This is a genomic window from Bacillus sp. M13(2017), from assembly GCF_002218325.1.
GTDB lineage: Bacteria > Bacillota > Bacilli > Bacillales > Bacillaceae_G > Bacillus_A > Bacillus_A thuringiensis_K.
In genome coordinates this window covers 1-21314 of the sequence record NZ_KZ268509.1, presented here as the reverse complement: position 1 = coordinate 21314, position 21314 = coordinate 1, and the positions used below count along the sequence as shown (strand labels likewise).

Below are 21314 nucleotides of genomic sequence, written 5' to 3'. Positions count from 1 at the left end.
AATAACGTTGTATGCCACAATTATCTAAATAGAAACATCTTTATCTTAAACAAACATATCGAGTAGTAAAACGCCTCCAAAAGCGATAAATGAAAGTAACGTTTCTAATACTGTCCATGTTTTAAATGTTTCTTTCACTGTTAAACCTAGGTATTCTTTTACCATCCAAAAACCAGCATCGTTTACGTGTGAAAACATTAATGCTCCTGCACCTGTTGCAATAACGAGTAACTCTAAGTTCACACCTGTCGTATTTTCAACGATTGGCGAAACGATACCCGCTGCTGTTGTTAAAGCGACTGTCGCTGAACCTGTCGCAATTCGAATTAACCCAGCTACTATAAATGCTAATACAATTGGAGATAGAGCTAAATGCTCAGACATTTGAGCAATAGCATTCCCTACCCCACTATCGATGAGAATTTGCTTAAATCCCCCGCCGGCACCAATAATCGCAACAATTGAACCGATTGGTAATAAGCTATCTTCTGTTATCTTCTTAATAGCTTTTTTATCGATACCTTGACGAAATCCAAGAAAATAGAACGCCGCAAAACATGCAATCAATAGTGCAATTATAGGACTACCGATTAATGTGACAATCTTCATCAAAGTATTAGAAAGAGGCACATAAGGAGCTGCTGCAGCTAAAACCATTAACATAACAGGTAACAATATAACTAAAAATGAAACTCCTATTCCTGGTAATTTCGTTGATTTTGTATTTACACGAATCAATTCTGGCTCATTTTCAGGAATTACACGTTTGTGAATCCACTTAGCGAATATAGGACCTGCAATAATCGCTGCAAAAAATGTAATAATGAGTGAATACATTAGTACCTTTCCAAGATTCGCTTTATAAATACCAATTGCAACTATGGCCCCTGGATGCGGAGGAACAAGACCGTGTACGACAGATAGCCCAGCAATTGCTGGTAATGCTATCAATAAAATATTTTGTTTCGTTGTTTTATGAATTGAAATTACTAACGGCAGTAATATTAAAATGCCTACTTCAAAAAACACCGGGATTCCAATAATAAAACCTGCAATTAACATAGCCCATGGTAAGTTTTTTATCCCAAAGGATTTAATAAAGAACTCTGCCACTTGCATTCCAGCACCTGACTCTGCCATCATTTTCCCTAAAATTGTACCCAATACTAAAATACCTACTAAATGCCCGAGAACACTTCCGACTCCCATTTCATAAGCACTCACTATTTTATCCATTGGCATTCCAGACATAATTGCTAAAAACAAACTTGCAATCGTTAAACTAATAAACGCATGCCATCTCCACCACGATACCCCTAAAATAACAATTACAATTGATAATAATGTAATAATTAAAAGGTACATATTCATACGCAATTTCACCCCTTTATGTAAACCCTTTCAAAATTACTATACAATTAAGAGCACCTATATAGTTCTTTCATGAGTAAGAATTTATATATCGATATACAAATCATCTTCACAAAATAATAATTTATACAAAAAGAATCTCCCTTATCAGAGATACATGTTAACTACTCTCTCTGATAAGGGGATTTCTCTTTCATAATTATAATGTTATTTTATACATGCTTCATACGAGCATATTTTCCTTCTTCAAAAGTGAATGACACTTTCTTCTCTTGCTGTTTTCACGTAGTAAGACTACAAACTCAGGATCCAGTTTAAACGATGAAGTTACTTAAGATTTGTCCTCTCATGAAAAACAATTTTCGGAAAGCACCTTCGCTTTCATACATTATAATTTAGGCGCTTTCGCCCAATCAGCAGCAAATTTCTCAATACCTTGGTCTGTTAATGGGTGCATAGCAAGTTGTTCAATTACTTTATAAGGAATTGTTGCAATGTGAGCACCTGCCATCGCTACACGAGTTACATGATCTGGATGTCTAACAGAAGCCGCAATAATTTGTGTATCTAGTTGATGAACATCGAATAATTCAGCAATTTTAGCAACTAATAATACGCCATCTTCAGAAATATCATCTAAGCGTCCTAAAAATGGAGAAACGTACGTTGCACCTGCTCGAGCAGCTAAAAGTGCTTGGTTCACTGTGAAAATAAGTGTAACATTCGTTTTCACACCTTTTTCAGTAAGGTAGCGACAAGCTTCTAATCCAGCTAACGTCATCGGAAGTTTAACTGTAACTTTTTCATCGCCACCGTTAATTTTAATCAGTTCTTCTGCTTGGGCGATCATCTCTTCAGCTGTAACAGCATCTGGCGTTACTTCTGCCGAAACAGATTCAACTTTAGGAACTGCCTGACAAATTTCTGCAATACGGTCTTCAAATTTAATGCCCTCTTTTGCTACTAAAGAAGGATTCGTTGTAACACCAGCTAAAACTCCAAGTTTATATGCTTTTTTTATATCCTCAAGATTTGCAGTATCAATAAAAAATTTCATGATTAATTCCCTCCAGTTTTTAAACGTTGATGAGTTACATGTTTAATATGCTTATCCCGTAAAAGCCCGATTGGTGTGGAATGAAGCCCCTACTTATTAAAGTTTCACTTTATTTCTTTTCTACTGCATGTCCGCCAAATTCATTGCGCAGAGCTGCTACAACTTTTCCTGTAAATGTATCATTGTCTAATGAGCGGTAGCGCATTAATAGAGACATTGCGATAACAGGAGTTGCTGTTTGAAGGTCTAATGCTGTTTCTACTGTCCATTTTCCTTCACCAGAAGAATGCATAACACCCTTAATCTCATCCAGTTTTGCATCTTTAGAAAATGCATTTTCTGTTAATTCCATTAACCAAGAACGAATGACTGAACCGTTGTTCCATACTCTTGATACTTTTTCATAATCGTAGTCAAATTCACTTTTCTCTAGAATCTCAAATCCTTCACCAATAGCAGCCATCATACCGTATTCAATTCCGTTATGAACCATTTTTAAGAAGTGACCACTACCAGCTTTTCCAGCATATAAGAATCCATTTTCTACAGCAGTATCGCGGAAGATAGGTTCAACGATGTCCCAAGCTTCTTGATCTCCTCCGATCATGTAACAAGCACCATTACGAGCTCCTTCCATTCCACCAGAAGTTCCTGCATCCATAAAGTGAATGCCATCTTTCTTTAATTGCTCATATCGGCGGATAGACTCTTTATAATGTGAATTACCAGCTTCAATTAAAATATCTCCTTTTGATAAAAGTGGTGTAACCTCATCAATAACAGAATCAACAACAGCGTGTGGTACCATTACCCAAAGAATTCTTGGTGATTGTAATGACTGAACAAGTTCACTTAAACTAGATGTACCTGTTGCCCCGTACTCTTTCATTTCTTCTACTGCGCTCGTATTTAAATCAAATGCTACTACTTCATGTTTATGATCCATTAAATTTTTCCCTAAATTTAATCCCATTTTACCTAACCCAATTAATCCTACTTGCATAATATAATTCCTCCTCAAATCATCTTTTATTAAAAATCCATATCACTACAATCTGGAATACCTTTCAGCACTGAAATGTTAGTATGTACAGAAAGGTATTCACAATCATAGCTTAAGAATTCAACACATTTTTTGTAATTTGAACAACATTTTCTGGCGTAAATCCAAATAGATTCATGACTTCAGCTCCAGTACCTGAAGCTCCAAATGTTTCAATTGATAGTACTTTTCCTTCTTGTCCTACATAACGTTCCCAACCAAGAGATACACCCATCTCAAGAGATACTCGTTTCGTTATAGAAGACGGAAGAACGGATTCTTTATATTCGTTCGATTGGTGATCGAATAGCTCCCAGCTCGGCATTGCAACGATGCGAACAGAAACTTGATCTTCTTCTAATTTTGCTTTCGCACTAGCAGCTAAGGATACTTCAGAACCTGTCGCAATTAAAATTACATCCGGATTTTCATTCGTTTGTGTTAATACGTAAGCTCCTTTAGAGAGATTCTCTATGTTCGCTTTCGTTTCATTAAACACCGGTAAATTTTGACGGCTCAGTACTAAAACGACTGGACCATCCGTTTGCTGTAAAGCATACGCCCAAGCACTTGCTGTTTCATTTGCATCTGACGGACGGATAACTGTTAGACCAGGAATTGCTCGAAGAGCTGCCAATTGTTCAATTGGTTCATGCGTTGGACCATCTTCTCCTACAGCAATCGAATCATGTGTAAATACGTAAGTAACAGGTAACTTTTGCAGTGCAGCCAGTCGAATGGACGGACGAAGATAATCATTAAATACAAAAAATGTACTTACGAAAGGTTTTACTCCTCCATGAAGCGCCAATCCATTCGCTGCAGCGCCCATTGCATGTTCACGTACACCGAAATATATATTTCGTCCAGCATACGATTCTACTGCATATACTGCTTCACCTTTTATATCTGTCATCGTAGAATGAGAAAGATCCGCACTTCCACCGAAAATAGAAGGAATCGATTTCACATAATGATTAATAGCTTCCCCACTTGCAACACGAGTAGAAATTGTTTTTTCAGTATCAAAGGATAGAATGTCTTTCGCTTCAATTAAAACCTCACCTGTAATCGCTTTTTCTAATTCATCTGCCAGTGTAGGATTCGCTTCTCTGTATAAGTTGAACTGCTCATTCCAGTCATTGTCTTTTTCAATACCTTTTTGTTTTAGTGCATTAAAATGAGCCTTTACTTCTTCAGGTACAAAGAAATCTTCCTTATAACCCCAACCATACACTTGTTTTGTCGCTGTTGCCTCTTCTACTCCAAGCGGATTACCATGTGCTTTGTTCGTTCCAGCAACTTTTGGACTTCCATAACCTATAATGGTTCTAATTTCTATAAGAGTAGGTTGATCCGTATTTTCTTTCGCTAATGTAATAGCTTTTGTAATAGCATCGACATCGTTTCCATCTTCAACTCTTACATATTGCCAATGTACAGATTCTACCCTTTTCTGAATATCTTCAGAGAAAGCAATGCCTAATTCACCATCAAGTGAAATTTCATTTGAATCATACAGTACAATTAACTTGCCAAGTTTCATATGTCCTGCCATTGACATCGCTTCATAAGCGACACCCTCCATTAAGTCACCATCTCCGACTAAAGCATACGTATTGTGATCTATAATAGAGTGACCACCCTTATTAAACTTTGCTGCTAAATGAGCTTCTGCCATTGCCATTCCGACAGCATTAGCAATCCCTTGTCCTAACGGGCCTGTAGTCGCTTCAACTCCAGGAGTATGACCAAACTCAGGATGTCCTGGTGTTTTACTATTTAACTTTCTGAAGTTTTTCAAGTCATCAATTGAAACATCATATCCAGCTAAATGAAGTAGACTATATAACAGACTAGATCCATGTCCCGCCGATAAAACGAAACGATCACGGTTAAACCATTCTGGGTGATTAGGATTGTAATTTAAATGATTCGCCCATAATGCATAAGCCATTGGTGCTGCTCCCATCGGAAGACCTGGATGACCTGAGTTTGCCGCATTAATAGCATCAATCGATAACGTACGAAGTGTATTCACTGCTAATTGATTTATGTTTTGTGTCATAGTAATCGTCCCCCTAAATGCTTTCATTAAAGAAAGTGCTTATTTTTCCGTCTCTTGATCTAACCACCATTTAAATCCACTTTCTTGCAACAGTTCATTAGACGCTTCTGGACCATATGAACCAGACTCATATTCATAAAGCGGTAATAAGTTTTCCTCGAACGCTTCAAGAATTGGTTGTACCCATTCCCATGACAATTCAACTTCTCTCCAATGTGCAAAGAATGTAGCGTCTCCACTCACAGCATCATGAATGAGTCTTTCATACGCTTCAGGTACTCCCACATCCGCTTGCTCACAAGTAAAGTTAATACGCATCGGTTCAATTTCTCCATTTTTCAATGGATTTTTACTGTTTAACTGTAATGAAACGTTCTCACCTGGACTAATTTCAATTATTAACAAGTTAGGTGCTGCATTTGGATTACTATCTTGATATTGCTGTTTTAACGTATTTTTAAATTCAATTACAATACGAGTAGACTTTTCTTTCATTCGTTTGCCTGTTCGTATATAGAAGGGAACGCCAGTCCAAAATGGATTATCGATCCACAGGCGAGCAGCAACAAATGTGTCTATGTTAGAAGAAGGATTTACTCCTGGCTCCTCTTTGTATGCTACAACTTGCCCGCCTTTTATCTCACCTGCAGCGTATTGTCCGCGAATGATATGGCTTTGAACGTCTTCTTTTTTCACTTTACGAAGCGTTTCCATTACCTTTCGCTTTTCCTCTCGAATTTCACATGCATTAACCTTTTCCGGCAGATTCATAGCAGTCATCATTAATATTTGTAACATATGATTTTGAACCATATCTCGAATGGCCCCTGCCTGGTCATAATATCCTGCCCTTTCTTCAACCCCAACTGTTTCACTCGCTGTGATTTGTACATTCGCTATATGTTCTTTATTCCAAATTGATTGGAGAACAGGATTTGCAAATTCTAATGCTTCAAGATTTTGAATCATCGGTTTACCTAAATAATGATCGATACGGTATATCTCGTCTTCTTCAAACGTGCGACTAAGCTTATCGTTAAGCTCACGAGCAGATGTAAGGTCGTGCCCGAATGGTTTCTCAATCATCAGACGTTTCCATCCATCCGTTTTATCAAGTCCGCTTTCCTTAATATTTAAAGCAATGGTCTCGAAAAATTCAGGAGCAACGGAAAGATAAAACATTCTATTTCCTTTTATATGTAATTCTTCTTCCCTTTCACGAACGACTTGTAATAACCTCTCATAGTCTTCCGGCTTACTCACATCTAATGGACAATAGCGAAAATTATCTAAAAAACCTTCCAGTTCTGGAGTACCTTCTTCTCTATGACGGGAAAACGTCTCTATTGATTCTTTTATTCTTCCTTGAAAATCTACATGAGATACTTGACGTCTCCCAAGCCCGATAACGGATATTTGCTTTGGAAGTTTTTGATCTCTATATAAGTTATATAGTGCGGGGTAAATTTTGCGTTTCGCTAAGTCCCCTGTCGCTCCAAATAAAACAAAGGTCATTGATTCCAATTTTAGTCCCCCTCTTGTTGTATAATCCTTGTCAATATTTTAAAAATGAATTGTACAGAAGCTCATGTTTTATAAAAACAAAGAGTTATCAAATTCCAATTCTTTTTATGCCTTTCGCTTTTTAATTGTCCCCAATATTAATAGTGGCAATTCAAAGCATTTCTACCACAACTTACTTATTTATAGAATTTAACGGAATATTTTATATCTAATTACTTTTAGTAATTAGATAATCTTATGTCTAATATATTAACCACATAAATTATTATCGTCAATAAAAATGTCTTGAATTACATACGATTTATTTCGTAATACTTTTCTAAGTGTATTCCTAGTTACCATTCATTTTCAAAGATAATGATCGATACGATAAATATCAGTTTAATCAAAACATTCAATTAATTTTTTTGTTAAACTCACGAGCAGACGTTACATTATAATCAAAAGGCTTCTCTATAATAAGACGATTTAATCCTTTTGTAGCCCACAATCCACTTTCCTTAATATTTAAAGCAATGACATCAAATACTTCTGGTATAACAGATAGGTAAAACATACGGTTTTCAGGAATATTTAATTCTGTTTCACGCCTCTTTACAAGACTCAACAAATCTTGATAGTCCTCTACATTCGCTGTATTTAATTGACAATAACGAAATGTGCTAATAAATCCTTCTACTCCTGATTCGTCATCAGTAGATCTTCTAGAAAATGTAGCAATGGATTGTTCTACCTTTGTTTGAAATTCCACATCTGACATTCCCCCTCTACCAATACCGATAATTGAAATAGATTGCGGTATATGTTGATTACTAATTAGTTTGTATAAAGCATGGTAAATTTTGCGTTTCGCTAAATCCTCTGTCGCTCCGAATAAAGTGAAACTTTAATTAGCCCTTACCAATCTGGCTTTTACAAGCAGCCCAACTCCCACCTAACTTCTTTGCTTTCGCTGAATTTTGAGGCGGGGGTCTTACTGCCCGGCAAAAAGCGGGATAACATTCAAAAAAACCTTGCAGAAAAATTCTACAAGGTTTTTGTCTATACATACAAATTAATCACTATATTAAAATAAAAGAGTTTATAATTCATCACAATACTATTAAATATAAGCTGCTTTAAAGGCTTGTTGGACAGCTTGTACTTCTAATGAGTCTTTACCATATAAGTTCGTTGCTACACGAATACAAGCTTCTTTTAATTCTTTAAAGTCAGAAGTCATATTTAATTCATCCGTATTTGCATAATAGAAAATATCAAACATTTTATCTTCTCCAATGCCATGTACGTTTACTCCATTATGGTTTCCACCACTAGCAATCAAGTAAGCTACTTTATTAATAATGCTAGAGTTCGTGTGTACACCACCATGATCGTGGTCAGCATCAATAGGTAAGTTATTATAATGTCTATAGTCCTCCGGATATCTAGAAGAGATAGATGATGGGTTTTTCATATCTCTAAAAATACGACCTGATTGTTCTCCCATTGTCCAATTGAACTTTCCGTTATTGGCATACTTTTCAACTGCTACTCCTAAAATATCAGATAGAGCCTCATTAATTGCACCAGCTTCTCCTGCGTACTCAAGTCCAGACTCATTTCTTGTAACCGCGTGTGTAAATTCATGTCCTGCCACATCAAATGCTCTAACAATTGGATCTCCGTATACTAGCATAGCTCCATTACTAAATGCATTAAACCACTGCTTAGGATTTCCTTTATTCGTACCATTTGTATTCCAGCCATGAACGACAGAAATTACTTTTTGTCCGTTATTATCAAAGCTGTTACGCCCATATTTTTCTTGATAAAAATCATATACTTTCGTTGCTAAATAATGGGCACTAACTGCTTTAGGATCAGTAAAATTTGTAGAATTACTTGTTACTAAATCATCGAGATAACCCCATACATTTCTTCTATAATTATTATAATCTTTATAATTAGCAGTGTATGTTTCAATTCCCTTACCACGAGAATAATCTGCAAGCATGTACGTTCCATCACTTCGCTGCGTAATTCCAAACGTACGATTAATACCTAAGTCATCTTTTCCTGTACCTGTTAATTTTGAAGGATCTTGTGATTTATTTGCTGTCGCAGATTGGACAATACTACTATCTACTTGTATACCCAATTTTTGAACGAGTTCTTTTAATAGATTACCACCAAAAGCATCAATTAATACTGTACCCGATACATATTCAGGTGTAGATGCACTAAAAGTAATTTGATATGCGTTTGTAGCTTTACTTGTATTTTCATCTACATATACTACTTGTTTAATTTCTGGTTCTTCAACAAATGTGAGATTATTCCCATAAATGTTAAAGAGCTGTTTCTTTGCATCTTCTTCTGATAGAGTAATAGGTTGTTTCAAATCTTCCTGTTGTTGTAGATTTTGGGCGCTATCCCCCGAAACACTCGTAAGTACACCATCATCATTAATATGTGCTGTTAATTGATATCCGTATACATCACGTCCTTCATATGTTTGTTGAAGACGTACCAATGTAGTACCATCATAAGATTTACGACTTTGCGTAACATTATAATTAACTTTGGATTCAGTATTAACTTGCTTTGATGATAATGCTTGTTCTGTTTTTCCTTTTAGCGCATCCTTTGCTACATTTTCTGCCGAATTTTGAGAAGGTGCTGTTAAATTACCTGTTCGGAACGTATCTTCCTTTGTTTCCACTTTTAAATCTTCTGTTTCCGCATGTACTCCTCCATAAGGCATAATCGCCGATAACACCACTCCTGTAGTTAAACCTACCTTTACGAAATTATTCATATTTTTACTCCTTTATAATCGTATTATCAAATTTTAAAAATGTATTTTAGAATTTTAAGCATAGATAAAAAATTTTAACTATAGCCAATCGTTTTTACATACCTCTACATATATAGGTTAATAGATTGGTTTGCTACTTTTTTAGATTCAATTCATTTCTCAAAAATTACTCATTATATAAGCTATCTTTATATTTATTTATATACGTTATTTTTTGTGGTTCTGATAACATATTTATTGCCATCCACACATTCTTTTTCATTTCTAATTTTTGCATTGGTATCTCTTTTAAAAACTGATTACCTATAATCGCTTCCATTTCTTCATCAATTCTTTGTATAAGATTTTCTTCTGGATTATTTTGCAAAGAAGTATTTTTCAATCCCCATTTTGTTATTATAAATTCATTCGTTTTATTCATAGGATTAATAATAGTAGCTTTACTAGTTAATCGTTTTTTTATTTCATCATGATAGATTTTAATTCTATATCCCTCTTTTAGTGGAATGATATCTTTTACAATTATTACATTTGTTCCTTCCATTTCCTTCGTATAAATTTTTTCACCTTTTTCATTAAAGACCTCTATCGATGCATATTTTTCACCTGCATAATAGCTATGAGGCGTTTTAGTAGTAACCGTAAAAACAGCTCGCTTTTGCTCTAAATCCGTATTTAATTCAGCAAATTGGTCATCTCCTAACCCTAGGAATTGGATCGTTTGATTTACCAACTTGCCCACTTTCATTTCGTTAACATCAATAGTTAGACTATTATCTTTTTCTTTTACATAGGCATAATACGAACTGAAATGATACATAACATCTGTTTTTCCACCTGAAATCTCAACTGTATAAACCCCATTTGGTACATCTTGTAAATTGATATCTGTTGTTTCGATTGTTTTCTCTTGAATAACTATATTCCCTTCTTTTAATTTAATTTTTCCTCCTTTCAATGTATCTATTTCATTTGTATTTAAATGGATATGCAAATTCCCTTTTAGCCCAAGTGAAGCAATTTGCTGATTTGTAACTATTTCAAAGTTAGAGTTTATAAGAATCTCAGAATCAACTAGTGCTCTTGCTTTAGCTAATTGTGATTCAGGCACTATATAAGCTAAAGAAGTAACAGCCGGAAAACCTTTCGCCCTATTCATCTCTATTTGTTTATGATTAAGCTTAAAGCCCCATCTTTCAAATACAGGTGTAAAATCAACTCCTCCATTCTCACTATAATACTCATTCATCAAATCTGGTAAAGAATGGTCATCTTTTTTGAAAGCAGCATTGCTAGCTAGTTTTCGATAACCTTGATACATTTTTGCAAAAGCTTCATCGCCAGCTTTTTGTTTCGCCATCGTTAAAAGAATAAGTTTTTGTCGTAAATCTAAATCATCATAATTTTTATTTTCTTTCATTAAAGCATTATATAAATTCCGTTCTACCTGTTCCTTTTTCCCGAAATTAAACAACCAACCAACTTGATCTGCTTTTTTGCCGTATTTACTATATTGATATTGAACACCAAATAGATTATTAGAAACTTCTCCTGTAAATATTCCTTGATTATCAAAACCAGCTTGGTATCCATGAGCGATTTCATGTAAAGTTCCCCAACTCAGTTTATCTAACCACATTTTTGTACTATCTGAACTATTCGCTGTCCAATTTGTGCCATAATAAGCACCGCCAGCACCAGATATATCTGCTTTTAAAAAATAACGATTTTGACTTTTTTTATTTTCAAACGCTGAACCATCTAAACCAATAATTGAATCATACATCGCAAAAATATCTTCATAATACGCAATTAACTCATCCAACGATTGAAAATCTTTTAAAGATCTTACTAACTCTTTATCTTTTTTAGGTACAAATAATTGAAAACTCTCCCCTTGAATTAACGCATACTCTCCATCAAATTGATCCCATGTACTAAAAAATTGAGATACACTTTCTTGTTGTTTATAAATGGGAAGAGGCTTAGTAGCACTTTCATTCCCTACTTGGTACTCAAGTACAGCGTGCTCTTCACCATACGGAGTATCTATGAAAGGAACTAAAGGCGTATCACCTTGAATGGTAACCCATTCATTTCCTACTTGTATGGATTTTTCATTTTTTGAGTCATTAGACAATAAACGTAATGTTAATTTGTCTTTAAAATTAGGATTCGTTTGTCTTACCTTTAGTGGTGTATTTCTCTGCAAAATAAGCCCTAAATCTTGTCGATCGTGATATTTCCCCTTACTTATGCCCGCCTGAAATATCCAAGTAGGCTCTTCTAAACTAGTAATTTCTTTTACATTTGTCCGTTCATCAGCATGTAAGTGTATATTTCCTATGAGGAAAAACATTGTATACATTATGCCTATAACAAGTAACCTTTTCATTTACATATCTCCTTCTCTATTTTTTATATACAAAATACAATAAAACCCTCCTTCTTCACTTATAACTGTCGTCAATAAGTTACTTATCAGTGTAATTATTATAGTTACATTAACTCGTGATTATCAATCATTAAACGTATGTAATTTTGCATATATGAATATTTTGTGATAAGTTCCAAAATATCGTATAATTATCAATATTTTTTCAGACATTATTCAATAAAAAACACGAAGACTCTTAAGTCTTCATGTTTTTTATACATGTTATTACACTTGTAATTGAATTAATTACTAAAATCTTTTTAATCGTAAAAAATCAATTATTTTTAGGCTAATAGCCATACGTAAACTTTTATGATTTACTCATCCTTTTTGTTCTGTAATATTAAATTTTGAAACCAATTCCGTTAATTCTTCCACCTTTTCTTTCATTTTGTTGGATTGGATTGATATTTGTTCAATTGATACGGCCTGTGATTGAATTGAATTTACTGTTTGAAGAATCTCCTTTTTCACATCCGTAGCAGTTTCAGAAACTAGCGAAAGAGAAGCATTTACTTCTTCTGTACCAGCAGACATCTCTTCTGTCGCTGCGGATACTTCTTGAATTTGACCTGTAATCTTAAGCAGCTTCTTTTCCTTCTACTGCCTTTTGTTGTCCTTTTTGCATGACATTAACTGTATCTTGGGTATCTTTTTGAATCGATTTTATTAAATGATTAACTTCTTTTGCAGATTCTTTAGATTGCTCAGCCAAGTCTCGAACTTCTGCGGCAACCACTGCAAATCCTTTCCCATTCTCTCCAGCACGTGCCGCTTCAATAGCGGCATTTAAGGCAAGAAGGTTCGTTTGTTCGGCAATATTAGTAATTGCAGCGAGAGCTGTATCAATCTGTTGTGTACGTGTAACAAGTTTATTTATTACTTTTGATGTTTCCTCGACAACATCATGCACACTATTCATTTGAAGAATAGAGTGATTTATCACTTCACTACCGATATTTATTCGTTCTGTAGTCGTTACTGCTACCTCAGCGACTACTGCTGAAGATTCAGCTACAGTTTGCACCCCGGTTGTAATTTCTTCCATTGAGGATGGGCTCTCCTGAATACTAGTTACCTGTCCTTCTATTTTTGTTTTTACTTCTAGAACAGTCTGTACAACCTCATTTGAAATACTAGACGCTCGATTTGTATCTTGTACTACGCCCTCCGTAGGAAAAATAACCTCTTGTGTTGTCATCTTAACATTCTCAATTAATTGTTGAAGGTTATCTAACATACTATTAAAAGACTGAACAATATGCCCTAATTCATTATTTGCTTTATAAGGAGTACGTGTTGTTAAATCTCCAGCTGCTACTTTCTCCATATCATTTTGTAGTAATGCAAGTGGTTTTCGGATAGTTAATTTAATAATATATCCAATTAATATAATTATTAAAATTACTAAAATCGAAATACTAACAAACATTATCATTGTATTTTGAGCACTATTATTATTTTCCTTCTGTAAAAGCTCTGCATTATTACTATTATATAAAATCAATTCACAAATTGATTTTATTGATTTTTGCATATTAGGTTCAATCTCTTTTAGGTAATATGCATATACTTCTTCATTATTAGATTTTCCTAATTCTTGTGCTTTCTTCATTTGAGTCCTTAATTCATTAAATGTTTCATGAAACGTGTTATATAATTCTTTTTCTTTAGTAGAAATAAGTTTAGCCTCAAACTGCTTTAAAAGATGATCATTTTCTTTACGAATTCCATCCATTTCTCTTATTAATTCGTTCATTCTTTTTTCATCTTTTGATAACATTATTTCCATAAAGTTCATATTAACGTGATAAAAATTAGATTCTACAATCCCAATCCACTCAATTGGTAGTAAATTATCCTCATACATATTAGAGGAAGTACTTTTCCCTCTTTCTAATCCCCAAAACCCTATTAGGGATAATACTATACATGCAATACTTGATATCGTTATTAATATGTTTAGTTTTGTACCAACCTTACTGTTTCTTAATAATTCCAATTTCATATTTTTTAATTATAATATATAGTTTAAATAATGTATTTTATAATAAGAATCCAAAAATTCATGATTATGAGCACACCCCATTAAATCTTGAACTTCTCATCCAAAATATCCACAAATATTGTGGCACCAGGGGAACCTATCATTGATATATAAATTATACTTCCATACAAGACTAGCTTAAAAATATTTTTCTTATTGCTCATTTTTCTATTTCCTCTCTATTAGAAGTACTTCTAGCACATCACACTAATAAAAACGATAGTATTAAAAAAATAAGGAAAGACATAACACCTATGTCTTTCCTCTAAAATTGTAACACTCAATATGCTCTTGGCTCTATTTGATTTTCCAGTTAAATCCTCGCATTTCTTTCTTTATAATATTTCCTAACTCCGTCCAACTTGTAATTCGCGGGATATTGAGATGTTGATTGTAAGAAGTATTTTTTGCATACACATTTATCGGTTTTCCTATTAACGTTTCTAAGACTGCCGGCTTATCATCAAAGAAATAGTTTAATTTTATTTCTTGTATGAAGTGTATTTTTTCTTCATCCTTCATTCCATAGAAAAAGCGATCTTCATGTACCGGAAAACCTTTTTCTATTAACCATTTTTTTGTTTGCTCTCCATGCTCTTTAGGTCGCGCTGTTATATAGTATATTTCATGTCCCTGTCTTTCTAATTCTTGCAATGTCTCTACTGCATATGGAAACGGTGAACAAGAAGTATAATAAATCTCATCCAGCAAACTATTCCACATATGACTACCTTCCTCCGAAGTCATGCCAAATGCTTCATGAATTTCAATTGTTTTTAAAGAATGAAATACATCCAATCCTACTTTTTTGTTTAATTTTTTATTATATAAATGAAAAGCATGCTGCCTTAAATCAATTAACGTATCATCGATATCAAATCCAAACTTCACTCTTCATCGCTCCTTTCTGCAATCCATTTATCGGAAAATATAAGTAGTTTTTATTCTCCTTATTTCTCACCTTTCTGATATTCTGGGTAACCAATAAATCTATAATCTTTTCCAACCTGGGTAAATGATATATCCTTAAATTCAATTGCATCTTGCATTTTAGTAATACCAGCCCCCTCTACAAAGCTAGGCGCCATTCTACCCCCAATCATTTTAGGTGCAATATATAAAATCAGTTTATCTATTAATTTATTTTCAATAAACGAAGCATTTACCTCTCCACCACCTTCAATAAGCAGGGAGGAAACTCCTTTTTCCCCTAAAACATCAAGCATTTCATATAAGTTTATATGCTTTTCTCCGCTAGTAACAAATACTTTGACTCCTGCATTTTCTAATGCTTTCTTTTTTTCCGCTGCATGATTACTTGTTGTAAATATCCAGGTAGGAGCTTCTCCATCTGTAATAACCTTAGCTTCCATTGGTATGCGTAATGTTGAGTCCAATATTACTCGAATTGGATTTCGCCCATTTGGAATACGCGTTGTCAATGATGGATTATCCTCTTGTACAGTATTTGCTCCTACTAAAATGGCTGCATTTTCATTTCGTATTTGGTGTACTTCCTGTCTCGCTTCTGTAGATGTGATCCACTTACTATCCGATAAAGAAGTAGCAATTTTCCCATCTAATGTAACTCCTGATTTAATCGTTACAAATGGGCGCTTTGTCAAAATATATTTATTAAAGACTTCATTCATCTTTTTAGATTCTTCTTCACACACTCCTACAAGTACTTCAATACCTGCATCTTGTAGAATTTTAATTCCACGTCCAGAAACAAGCGGGTTTGGATCAAGTGTAGCAACTACTACCTTCTTAATTCCTGCTTGTACAATTGCTTCTGCACAAGGCCCTGTTCTTCCATGATGAGAACAAGGTTCAAGAGTTACATAGATTGTACCACCACGCGCCTGTTCTTCCGCCATACGTATCGCATGTATTTCAGCATGTGGTTCTCCAGCCTTCATATGTGCTCCGACCCCTACAATTCGGTTATCATTTACAATTACAGATCCAACCAATGGATTTGGAGTCGTTTGTCCCTTCATAGCCTTGGCATTTTCTAGTGCTAGCTTCATATACAATTCATGCTCAAGCATGTAAGTGTCCCCCTTCAAAATGTCCAGAACGCTGAATCTTCGTTTGCAAATATTTCTCATTAAACTCTGAGACATCACCCCATAACGGTTCACGACTCGTAACATTTAATCCAGCTTTTTGTAACGCTTCTAATTTTTTCGGATTATTTGTAATAAGTTTTACAGGTTTTGAGCGTAGCGCTTTTAATACTTCAATTGTATCATCATAGTTTCGAACATCATCTTCAAAACCTAGGTTCAGATTAGCTTCTACTGTATCTAACCCATTTTCTTGCAAGAGGTACGTCATAGCTTTACTAAACAAGCCAATTCCTCTTCCTTCATGATTCGCTAAGTAAAATAATGCGCCTGAACCATGTTCTGTAATCATTTGTAAAGACTGCTTTAATTGGAATCCACAGTCACAACGTTTACTACCAAAGATATCACCGGTGTGACAAATACTATGCATACGAATTAGGGCATCTTCAGAATTCTCAAAATCACCATATACAAGCACACTAGATTGCTGCATATCAGCTAAATTAATAGATGAAAGTTTTTCAATAACCCCTTCTACACTATTTGTACCCTCACTACATTGTAACCAAGAATACCATTGAAAAACTTTAGTCTCCCCATATAAATTAATTGGCAATTTGATAGGGCCTACTAAATAAATATCCTTTCCATCTTGATGTATAAATTGAATTTTATCTTCTAACATATGAATTGTATCTGTTGTAACCATTAGGTACCTCCTAGTATAGAGAATCTCTAAAATTCTCTTCCATTGTTATATTTTTTATTGTTTAACTTACACAACGTAAGTGTTTTTACAGATGCTATTCTTTTTTCTCTCAGCTTATATGCAATATGTATCATTACAACTTTGGCCATTTAAAGAAAAGAGTTTTAGTTACATAAAACAACTTAGTTACTTTACGTAAGTGAGTATACATTCGTAATTAATTTACGTCAAGTAATTAATTATAAAAACATTTGTTACTAATAGTAAGATGTTATATAATTTATTTTAGGAGGTGAAGGAAAATGAATGATTCTACATTATGCCCTCGCTTTGAAAAAGGAATGAAATTTTTTAGTCAACGATGGACAGCACTAATTATTTACCAACTTTTTTCTGGATCTCAGCGCTTTTGTACGCTTGAATCTTCTCTTCCTGTTAGCGGAAGATTACTTTCAGAAAGATTGAAAGAATTAGAACTAGAAGGAATTGTCGAACGTAAAGTCTTTCCTGAGACACCAGTTCGTATAGAATATTCTTTAACTCAAAAAGGATTTGCTTTAGAAGCTATTATTCGCGGAATAGAAGAATGGTCACAGGAATGGATAGAACTTGAGGAATAACATAAAAGCTTTTTCGTATATAGTTTTAAGTGTCAAATTACAGATACCTATTATTAAAACGCTAATTTTTCAAGCATTTATGAAAAGCTAGCGTTTTTTAATAAATAAAATGTAAGAAATAAAGCAAGGTGATCAAAACGATCACCTTGTTACCTTACAGATTAAAATAGTGTTTTAAAATCTTTTATTCATACATACTCGATTAATAAAAAAACGAATAAGTTTTTTTATTACTAAACAGTTTTATTTTTACAATACAGTTAGCTTCTCCTGCTATTTGCGGACAGTAAGACCACCACTGATTAAATTTCTATTTTATTACATTCGAATATTACTTATGAAATTTCACACGCTCTTCAAGTGGTTGGAATTCTTTTTCACCTGGTGCAGCTGTTGGATTACCAAATGGCATTTGTGCAATTAGTTTCCAATTAGCAGGGACATTCCATTCTTGTTTTACCTCATCGTCAATTAATGGATTATAATGTTGTAAAGATGCCCCTAATCCCTCTGCTTCTAAACCTGTCCACACGACTAATTGGTGCATACCTGATGCTTGGTGTGACCAAATTGGGAAGTTTTCAGCATATGCAACAAATTTTTCTTGAAGCGATTTAACGATAGCCTCATCTTCAAAGAATAGTACTGTTCCATAACCAGCTTTAAAAGAATCCATTTTTTGTTGCGTTCCTGAGAATTCTCCATCTCCAACTACTTTTCTTAATGTTTCAGTTGTAATATCCCATAATTTATCATGAGCTTCACCAAATAATACAACTAATCGCGCAGTTTGAGAATTGAAAGCTGATGGAGTATATTTCACAGCAAACTCCACAATTTCTTTAATTTTTTCATCCGATACTTGTACCTCTTTGTTAATTCCATAGTAAGTACGTCTTTCTTTCAGTGCAGTATAGAAATCTTTTGTCATAATTCCATTCCTCCTAAGTTTTAATATTCTTCAAAAGGATACATCTCAAAGATAATATGCGTTTAAATGAGTTCATTTTTGAATCATTGAACTTCCTATCACCCATTGCCAGTCATTCTAAATCTAAACACACTGCTTCCTTCAGTTTCCCTAAAAAAAGCCTTATAACATCATTCATAAAATCTAATCATCATTCGGTATTATTTTACCCATTCTCTATTCATGTATCCTGCTTGTTTCATATTTACACAAACATGAAAATAAGCTTAAATTGATAGTTAAAAAGCCAGGTAGCATGAATAATGCATTACCTGGCTTTTTACATTTTAAATTTAACTAAATATTACTAACGAACTGTAGTAGAAACCATACTGGTCACTTATTTAATAATTAACATCTCATAAGGATTTACATATTAGTAATTGCTTATAATACTCCATTATCTAATATGAAAGTATAAAAATACTTTCATTACTGATTCAACTGATTTTTCACCGCTCTTATAACCAATTCATGATCTTCTTCTGGTGGTAATCCTGAAACTGTTATCATTCCAATAACCCCTACGTTTTTTATTCTGATAGGAAAGCATCCACCAAACGCAGCATATTCCGAAGTATCTAAAAGATATTTTTCATTATATGAAATTCCAGTTATTTCACTTTGTATCTGCATATAATACGAGCTACGATCATGTAGGGAAACGACTCGTTTTTTACGCTCAATCCATTTCGTATTTTCCTCATTTGTCCCTGTCATCTTGAAATGAAATAATTGCACACCATTTTTCGTTATATCAACAGCAATCAATTTCCCCTCTTTCTTCGCTGTTTCAACGATAAATAAACCTATTTGCAAGGCATCTTCATTTGTAAAAGAGGAAAATTGAAGTGTTTCCTCCTCTTTTAAAATTTGTTTACTTATTTCATTCAAATTTGAAGTACTCATATCTTTAACCTCCATAATTGTTTTATGCCACACCGACATTTTTTCGAAATTATTAGGCCATATAGTACAACCTTTCAATCAATTTGATTCTAAATAAACTACTGTAACATCTTTGGTAACTAGTAGTACCGTAAAGCTTGTTTTCTTCTTACTGGTGCTATTATGAATGACATTCAAAGTTATAAAAAGTACTATTCTACTTATCCCTATCTTACAGAGACTATTATGAAATATATTTAACATCTTAAAAATGTATGTACTAAAGAATAATATTTTTAATCACTAACTTTTTTGATCAATCGTTATAATCCAATTTCATCAAAATTTTTATCAATTATTACACTATCCAACAATAGGAGGAAACAAAGATGGATGAAAATATATCCAAAAGCTGAAAAGCAGTTGAGTCCCTTGAGAGAATAGTTATAATTCACTACATATAGAAATAAACATACAAAAAACGCCATCCTTTCCTATAATTCTAAAGAAAGAATAGCGTATTCTTTTCAAAAATGATTTCTTTTATTGAGAAAATTTGATTCTATATTATACATAAAAGGGCAACCAGTGCTAAAACAGCTGGAAGTCCTTGTTTCACAATAATTGATTTATTAGATGTGAAACCTCCGAAAATAGCTGCTATCACCACACAAATCACGAAAAATAATTGGACCATATAACCAATTGGATTGAGCCCAAGTACAAGTCCCCAAATGAGACCAGCCGCTAAAAACCCATTATATAAGCCTTGGTTTGCAAACATAATGGCTACGTTTCGATCTCCTTCTAAATGCTTCGGTAATTTGAAAGCACGTTTTGCTACTTTTGAATCAATAAAAAACATTTCAAGGATCATGATAAACAAATGTTCTAATGCTACGATCCCGACTAAAATAGCTGCGATTATTTCCACACTATTCTGCCCCCTACACTCTCTATTCTTTAATATTCTCCACATTTTTTTTGCATCTGTAATAGAACATGAATAAGTATTTTGCGTTCTTCTCCACTGATATTTACGAACATTTCCTTCATAAAATGTTCCTTTTCTTTCTTGTCAAAACATTAATTGATATATCAATTATTGATACATCAATTAATATACACCTCTCTTTTTATTTTTGCAAGTTTTTTTGCTCAATTGGTTTTATTTTGTTCCAGCAACTTTAAACCAATTCAAAACATCAGTTTGCATTTCTAGAAATCATAATTACTTTAAGTTCATTCTAACAATCATATTTAACTAAATATATAAAAGAATTGAGTTATATCTCCATCAATTTATAAAAATTAATTTTTTCTAAAAACAGATACTTTACGTTTTTTATAGTAATAAAAATCATTTTTTGTTTCAGAAGCAATCCATTTTGTTAGCTTGATGGGCATAGGATAGCACCCAGATGACGAACCAATTATCTTTCAAGAAGACGGCTAGAAAACTGGATTTGGTAGGGGAGTTGCCTACTTCCCCGATCCAGATGGTACTAATTTAGAGCTAATTGCTCCAAAAAGGCCATTCAGACATGAATAGTTAAAATAAATTAATACCGAAACAAGCCACCTTCTGTGAAGTGCACCCCAATTGTTAGACACAGTCTAACAATTGGAGGTGCATTTTTTATGGCTAAATTTTCTTCAAAAGAAAAAATCCAAGCGGTGAAACGATATTTAGATGGTACAGAAAG

The 21314-nt window shown here is 33.8% G+C and carries 16 protein-coding genes and 2 pseudogenes; 2 read left to right on the top strand and 16 right to left on the bottom strand.

The features are described 5' to 3' along the window. Positions 1-45: 45 nt before the first annotated feature. From gntP to CGQ22_RS20475, 13 genes and pseudogenes are all read right to left on the bottom strand, one after another. The gene (gene gntP / locus CGQ22_RS20535; RefSeq protein WP_001057596.1) at positions 46-1371 is read right to left on the bottom strand and encodes a gluconate permease GntP; all 1326 of its coding nucleotides are present in this window, start codon (positions 1369-1371) and stop codon (positions 46-48) included. 388 nt (positions 1372-1759) lie between these two features. Then, positions 1760-2428, bottom strand: a complete 669-nt coding sequence (gene fsa / locus CGQ22_RS20530; protein ID WP_000667679.1) for a fructose-6-phosphate aldolase — start codon at positions 2426-2428, stop codon at positions 1760-1762. A gap of 109 nt (positions 2429-2537) precedes the next feature. Continuing rightward, positions 2538-3431 (bottom strand): phosphogluconate dehydrogenase (NAD(+)-dependent, decarboxylating), encoded by an 894-nt coding sequence (gene gnd / locus CGQ22_RS20525; protein WP_001195925.1) that lies wholly within the window; start codon positions 3429-3431, stop codon positions 2538-2540. A gap of 112 nt (positions 3432-3543) precedes the next feature. Further along, positions 3544-5538, bottom strand: coding sequence for a transketolase (gene tkt, locus CGQ22_RS20520; protein WP_089149230.1), 1995 nt, complete (start codon positions 5536-5538; stop codon positions 3544-3546). Positions 5539-5577: 39 nt separating this feature from the next. Next, the gene (gene zwf, locus CGQ22_RS20515; RefSeq protein ID WP_000445368.1) at positions 5578-7062 is read right to left on the bottom strand and encodes a glucose-6-phosphate dehydrogenase; all 1485 of its coding nucleotides are present in this window, start codon (positions 7060-7062) and stop codon (positions 5578-5580) included. A 381-nt stretch (positions 7063-7443) separates the two neighbouring features. Then, a pseudogene (locus CGQ22_RS20510) lies at positions 7444-7903 on the bottom strand (glucose-6-phosphate dehydrogenase). A 261-nt stretch (positions 7904-8164) separates the two neighbouring features. Next, complete coding sequence (locus CGQ22_RS20505; protein ID WP_089149229.1) at positions 8165-9862, bottom strand: M4 family metallopeptidase; 1698 nt, start codon at positions 9860-9862, stop codon at positions 8165-8167. Between the two features lie 166 nt (positions 9863-10028). Next, entirely contained in the window at positions 10029-12257 is a 2229-nt protein-coding gene (locus tag CGQ22_RS20500; RefSeq protein ID WP_089149228.1) for a putative mucin/carbohydrate-binding domain-containing protein, read from the bottom strand. Between the two features lie 363 nt (positions 12258-12620). Further along, a complete protein-coding gene (locus tag CGQ22_RS32970; protein WP_374058662.1) occupies positions 12621-12836 on the bottom strand; it encodes a hypothetical protein in 216 nt (71 codons plus the stop codon). A gap of 43 nt (positions 12837-12879) precedes the next feature. Continuing rightward, entirely contained in the window at positions 12880-14307 is a 1428-nt protein-coding gene (locus CGQ22_RS20490) for a methyl-accepting chemotaxis protein (RefSeq protein WP_089149227.1), read from the bottom strand. A 336-nt stretch (positions 14308-14643) separates the two neighbouring features. Beyond that, on the bottom strand, positions 14644-15237 hold the full coding sequence (locus tag CGQ22_RS20485; RefSeq protein ID WP_000668228.1) for a 5' nucleotidase, NT5C type: 594 nt from the start codon (positions 15235-15237) through the stop codon (positions 14644-14646). Between the two features lie 59 nt (positions 15238-15296). Then, complete coding sequence (ribD, locus tag CGQ22_RS20480; protein ID WP_000889424.1) at positions 15297-16400, bottom strand: bifunctional diaminohydroxyphosphoribosylaminopyrimidine deaminase/5-amino-6-(5-phosphoribosylamino)uracil reductase RibD; 1104 nt, start codon at positions 16398-16400, stop codon at positions 15297-15299. Beyond that, positions 16393-17130, bottom strand: coding sequence for a GTP cyclohydrolase II (locus CGQ22_RS20475; protein ID WP_000258861.1), 738 nt, complete (start codon positions 17128-17130; stop codon positions 16393-16395). Before CGQ22_RS20475 ends, ribD begins: the two co-directional genes overlap by 8 nt. A gap of 302 nt (positions 17131-17432) precedes the next feature. Here CGQ22_RS20475 and CGQ22_RS20470 point away from each other — a divergent pair, with 302 nt between their 5' ends. Further along, the gene (locus CGQ22_RS20470; protein WP_001000104.1) at positions 17433-17750 is read left to right on the top strand and encodes a winged helix-turn-helix transcriptional regulator; all 318 of its coding nucleotides are present in this window, start codon (positions 17433-17435) and stop codon (positions 17748-17750) included. Between the two features lie 331 nt (positions 17751-18081). On the opposite strand, the gene CGQ22_RS20465 is transcribed toward CGQ22_RS20470, so the two are convergent. The 3 genes from CGQ22_RS20465 to CGQ22_RS20455 all read right to left on the bottom strand — a co-directional run bounded on the left by CGQ22_RS20465 (position 18082) and on the right by CGQ22_RS20455 (position 20542). Continuing rightward, positions 18082-18681 carry a nitroreductase family protein gene (locus tag CGQ22_RS20465; RefSeq protein WP_000158943.1) on the bottom strand — a complete coding sequence of 200 codons (600 nt, stop codon included), beginning with the start codon at positions 18679-18681 and terminating at the stop codon, positions 18082-18084. 471 nt (positions 18682-19152) lie between these two features. Beyond that, positions 19153-19668, bottom strand: coding sequence for a heme-degrading domain-containing protein (locus CGQ22_RS20460; protein ID WP_116777641.1), 516 nt, complete (start codon positions 19666-19668; stop codon positions 19153-19155). A gap of 502 nt (positions 19669-20170) precedes the next feature. Further along, positions 20171-20542 (bottom strand): DUF1304 domain-containing protein, encoded by a 372-nt coding sequence (locus CGQ22_RS20455; protein WP_000402471.1) that lies wholly within the window; start codon positions 20540-20542, stop codon positions 20171-20173. A gap of 483 nt (positions 20543-21025) precedes the next feature. Here CGQ22_RS20455 and CGQ22_RS32965 point away from each other — a divergent pair. Next, positions 21026-21160: pseudogene (locus tag CGQ22_RS32965) on the top strand (VOC family protein); the annotation flags it as partial. Positions 21161-21314 lie beyond the last annotated feature (154 nt).

What these genes read in the sequence shown, in the direction of transcription:
- gntP (WP_001057596.1), bottom strand. Translation starts at nt 1,371, where the DNA reads ATGAATATGTACCTTTTAATTATTACATTATTATCAATTGTAATTGTT.
- fsa (WP_000667679.1), bottom strand. Translation starts at nt 2,428, where the DNA reads ATGAAATTTTTTATTGATACTGCAAATCTTGAGGATATAAAAAAAGCA.
- gnd (WP_001195925.1), bottom strand. Translation starts at nt 3,431, where the DNA reads ATGCAAGTAGGATTAATTGGGTTAGGTAAAATGGGATTAAATTTAGGG.
- tkt (WP_089149230.1), bottom strand. Translation starts at nt 5,538, where the DNA reads ATGACACAAAACATAAATCAATTAGCAGTGAATACACTTCGTACGTTA.
- CGQ22_RS20505 (WP_089149229.1), bottom strand. Translation starts at nt 9,862, where the DNA reads ATGAATAATTTCGTAAAGGTAGGTTTAACTACAGGAGTGGTGTTATCG.
- CGQ22_RS20500 (WP_089149228.1), bottom strand. Translation starts at nt 12,257, where the DNA reads ATGAAAAGGTTACTTGTTATAGGCATAATGTATACAATGTTTTTCCTC.
- CGQ22_RS32970 (WP_374058662.1), bottom strand. Translation starts at nt 12,836, where the DNA reads ATGTCTGCTGGTACAGAAGAAGTAAATGCTTCTCTTTCGCTAGTTTCT.
- CGQ22_RS20490 (WP_089149227.1), bottom strand. Translation starts at nt 14,307, where the DNA reads ATGAAATTGGAATTATTAAGAAACAGTAAGGTTGGTACAAAACTAAAC.
- ribD (WP_000889424.1), bottom strand. Translation starts at nt 16,400, where the DNA reads ATGCTTGAGCATGAATTGTATATGAAGCTAGCACTAGAAAATGCCAAG.
- CGQ22_RS20475 (WP_000258861.1), bottom strand. Translation starts at nt 17,130, where the DNA reads ATGGTTACAACAGATACAATTCATATGTTAGAAGATAAAATTCAATTT.
- CGQ22_RS20470 (WP_001000104.1), top strand. Translation starts at nt 17,433, where the DNA reads ATGAATGATTCTACATTATGCCCTCGCTTTGAAAAAGGAATGAAATTT.
- CGQ22_RS20465 (WP_000158943.1), bottom strand. Translation starts at nt 18,681, where the DNA reads ATGACAAAAGATTTCTATACTGCACTGAAAGAAAGACGTACTTACTAT.
- CGQ22_RS20460 (WP_116777641.1), bottom strand. Translation starts at nt 19,668, where the DNA reads ATGTCGGTGTGGCATAAAACAATTATGGAGGTTAAAGATATGAGTACT.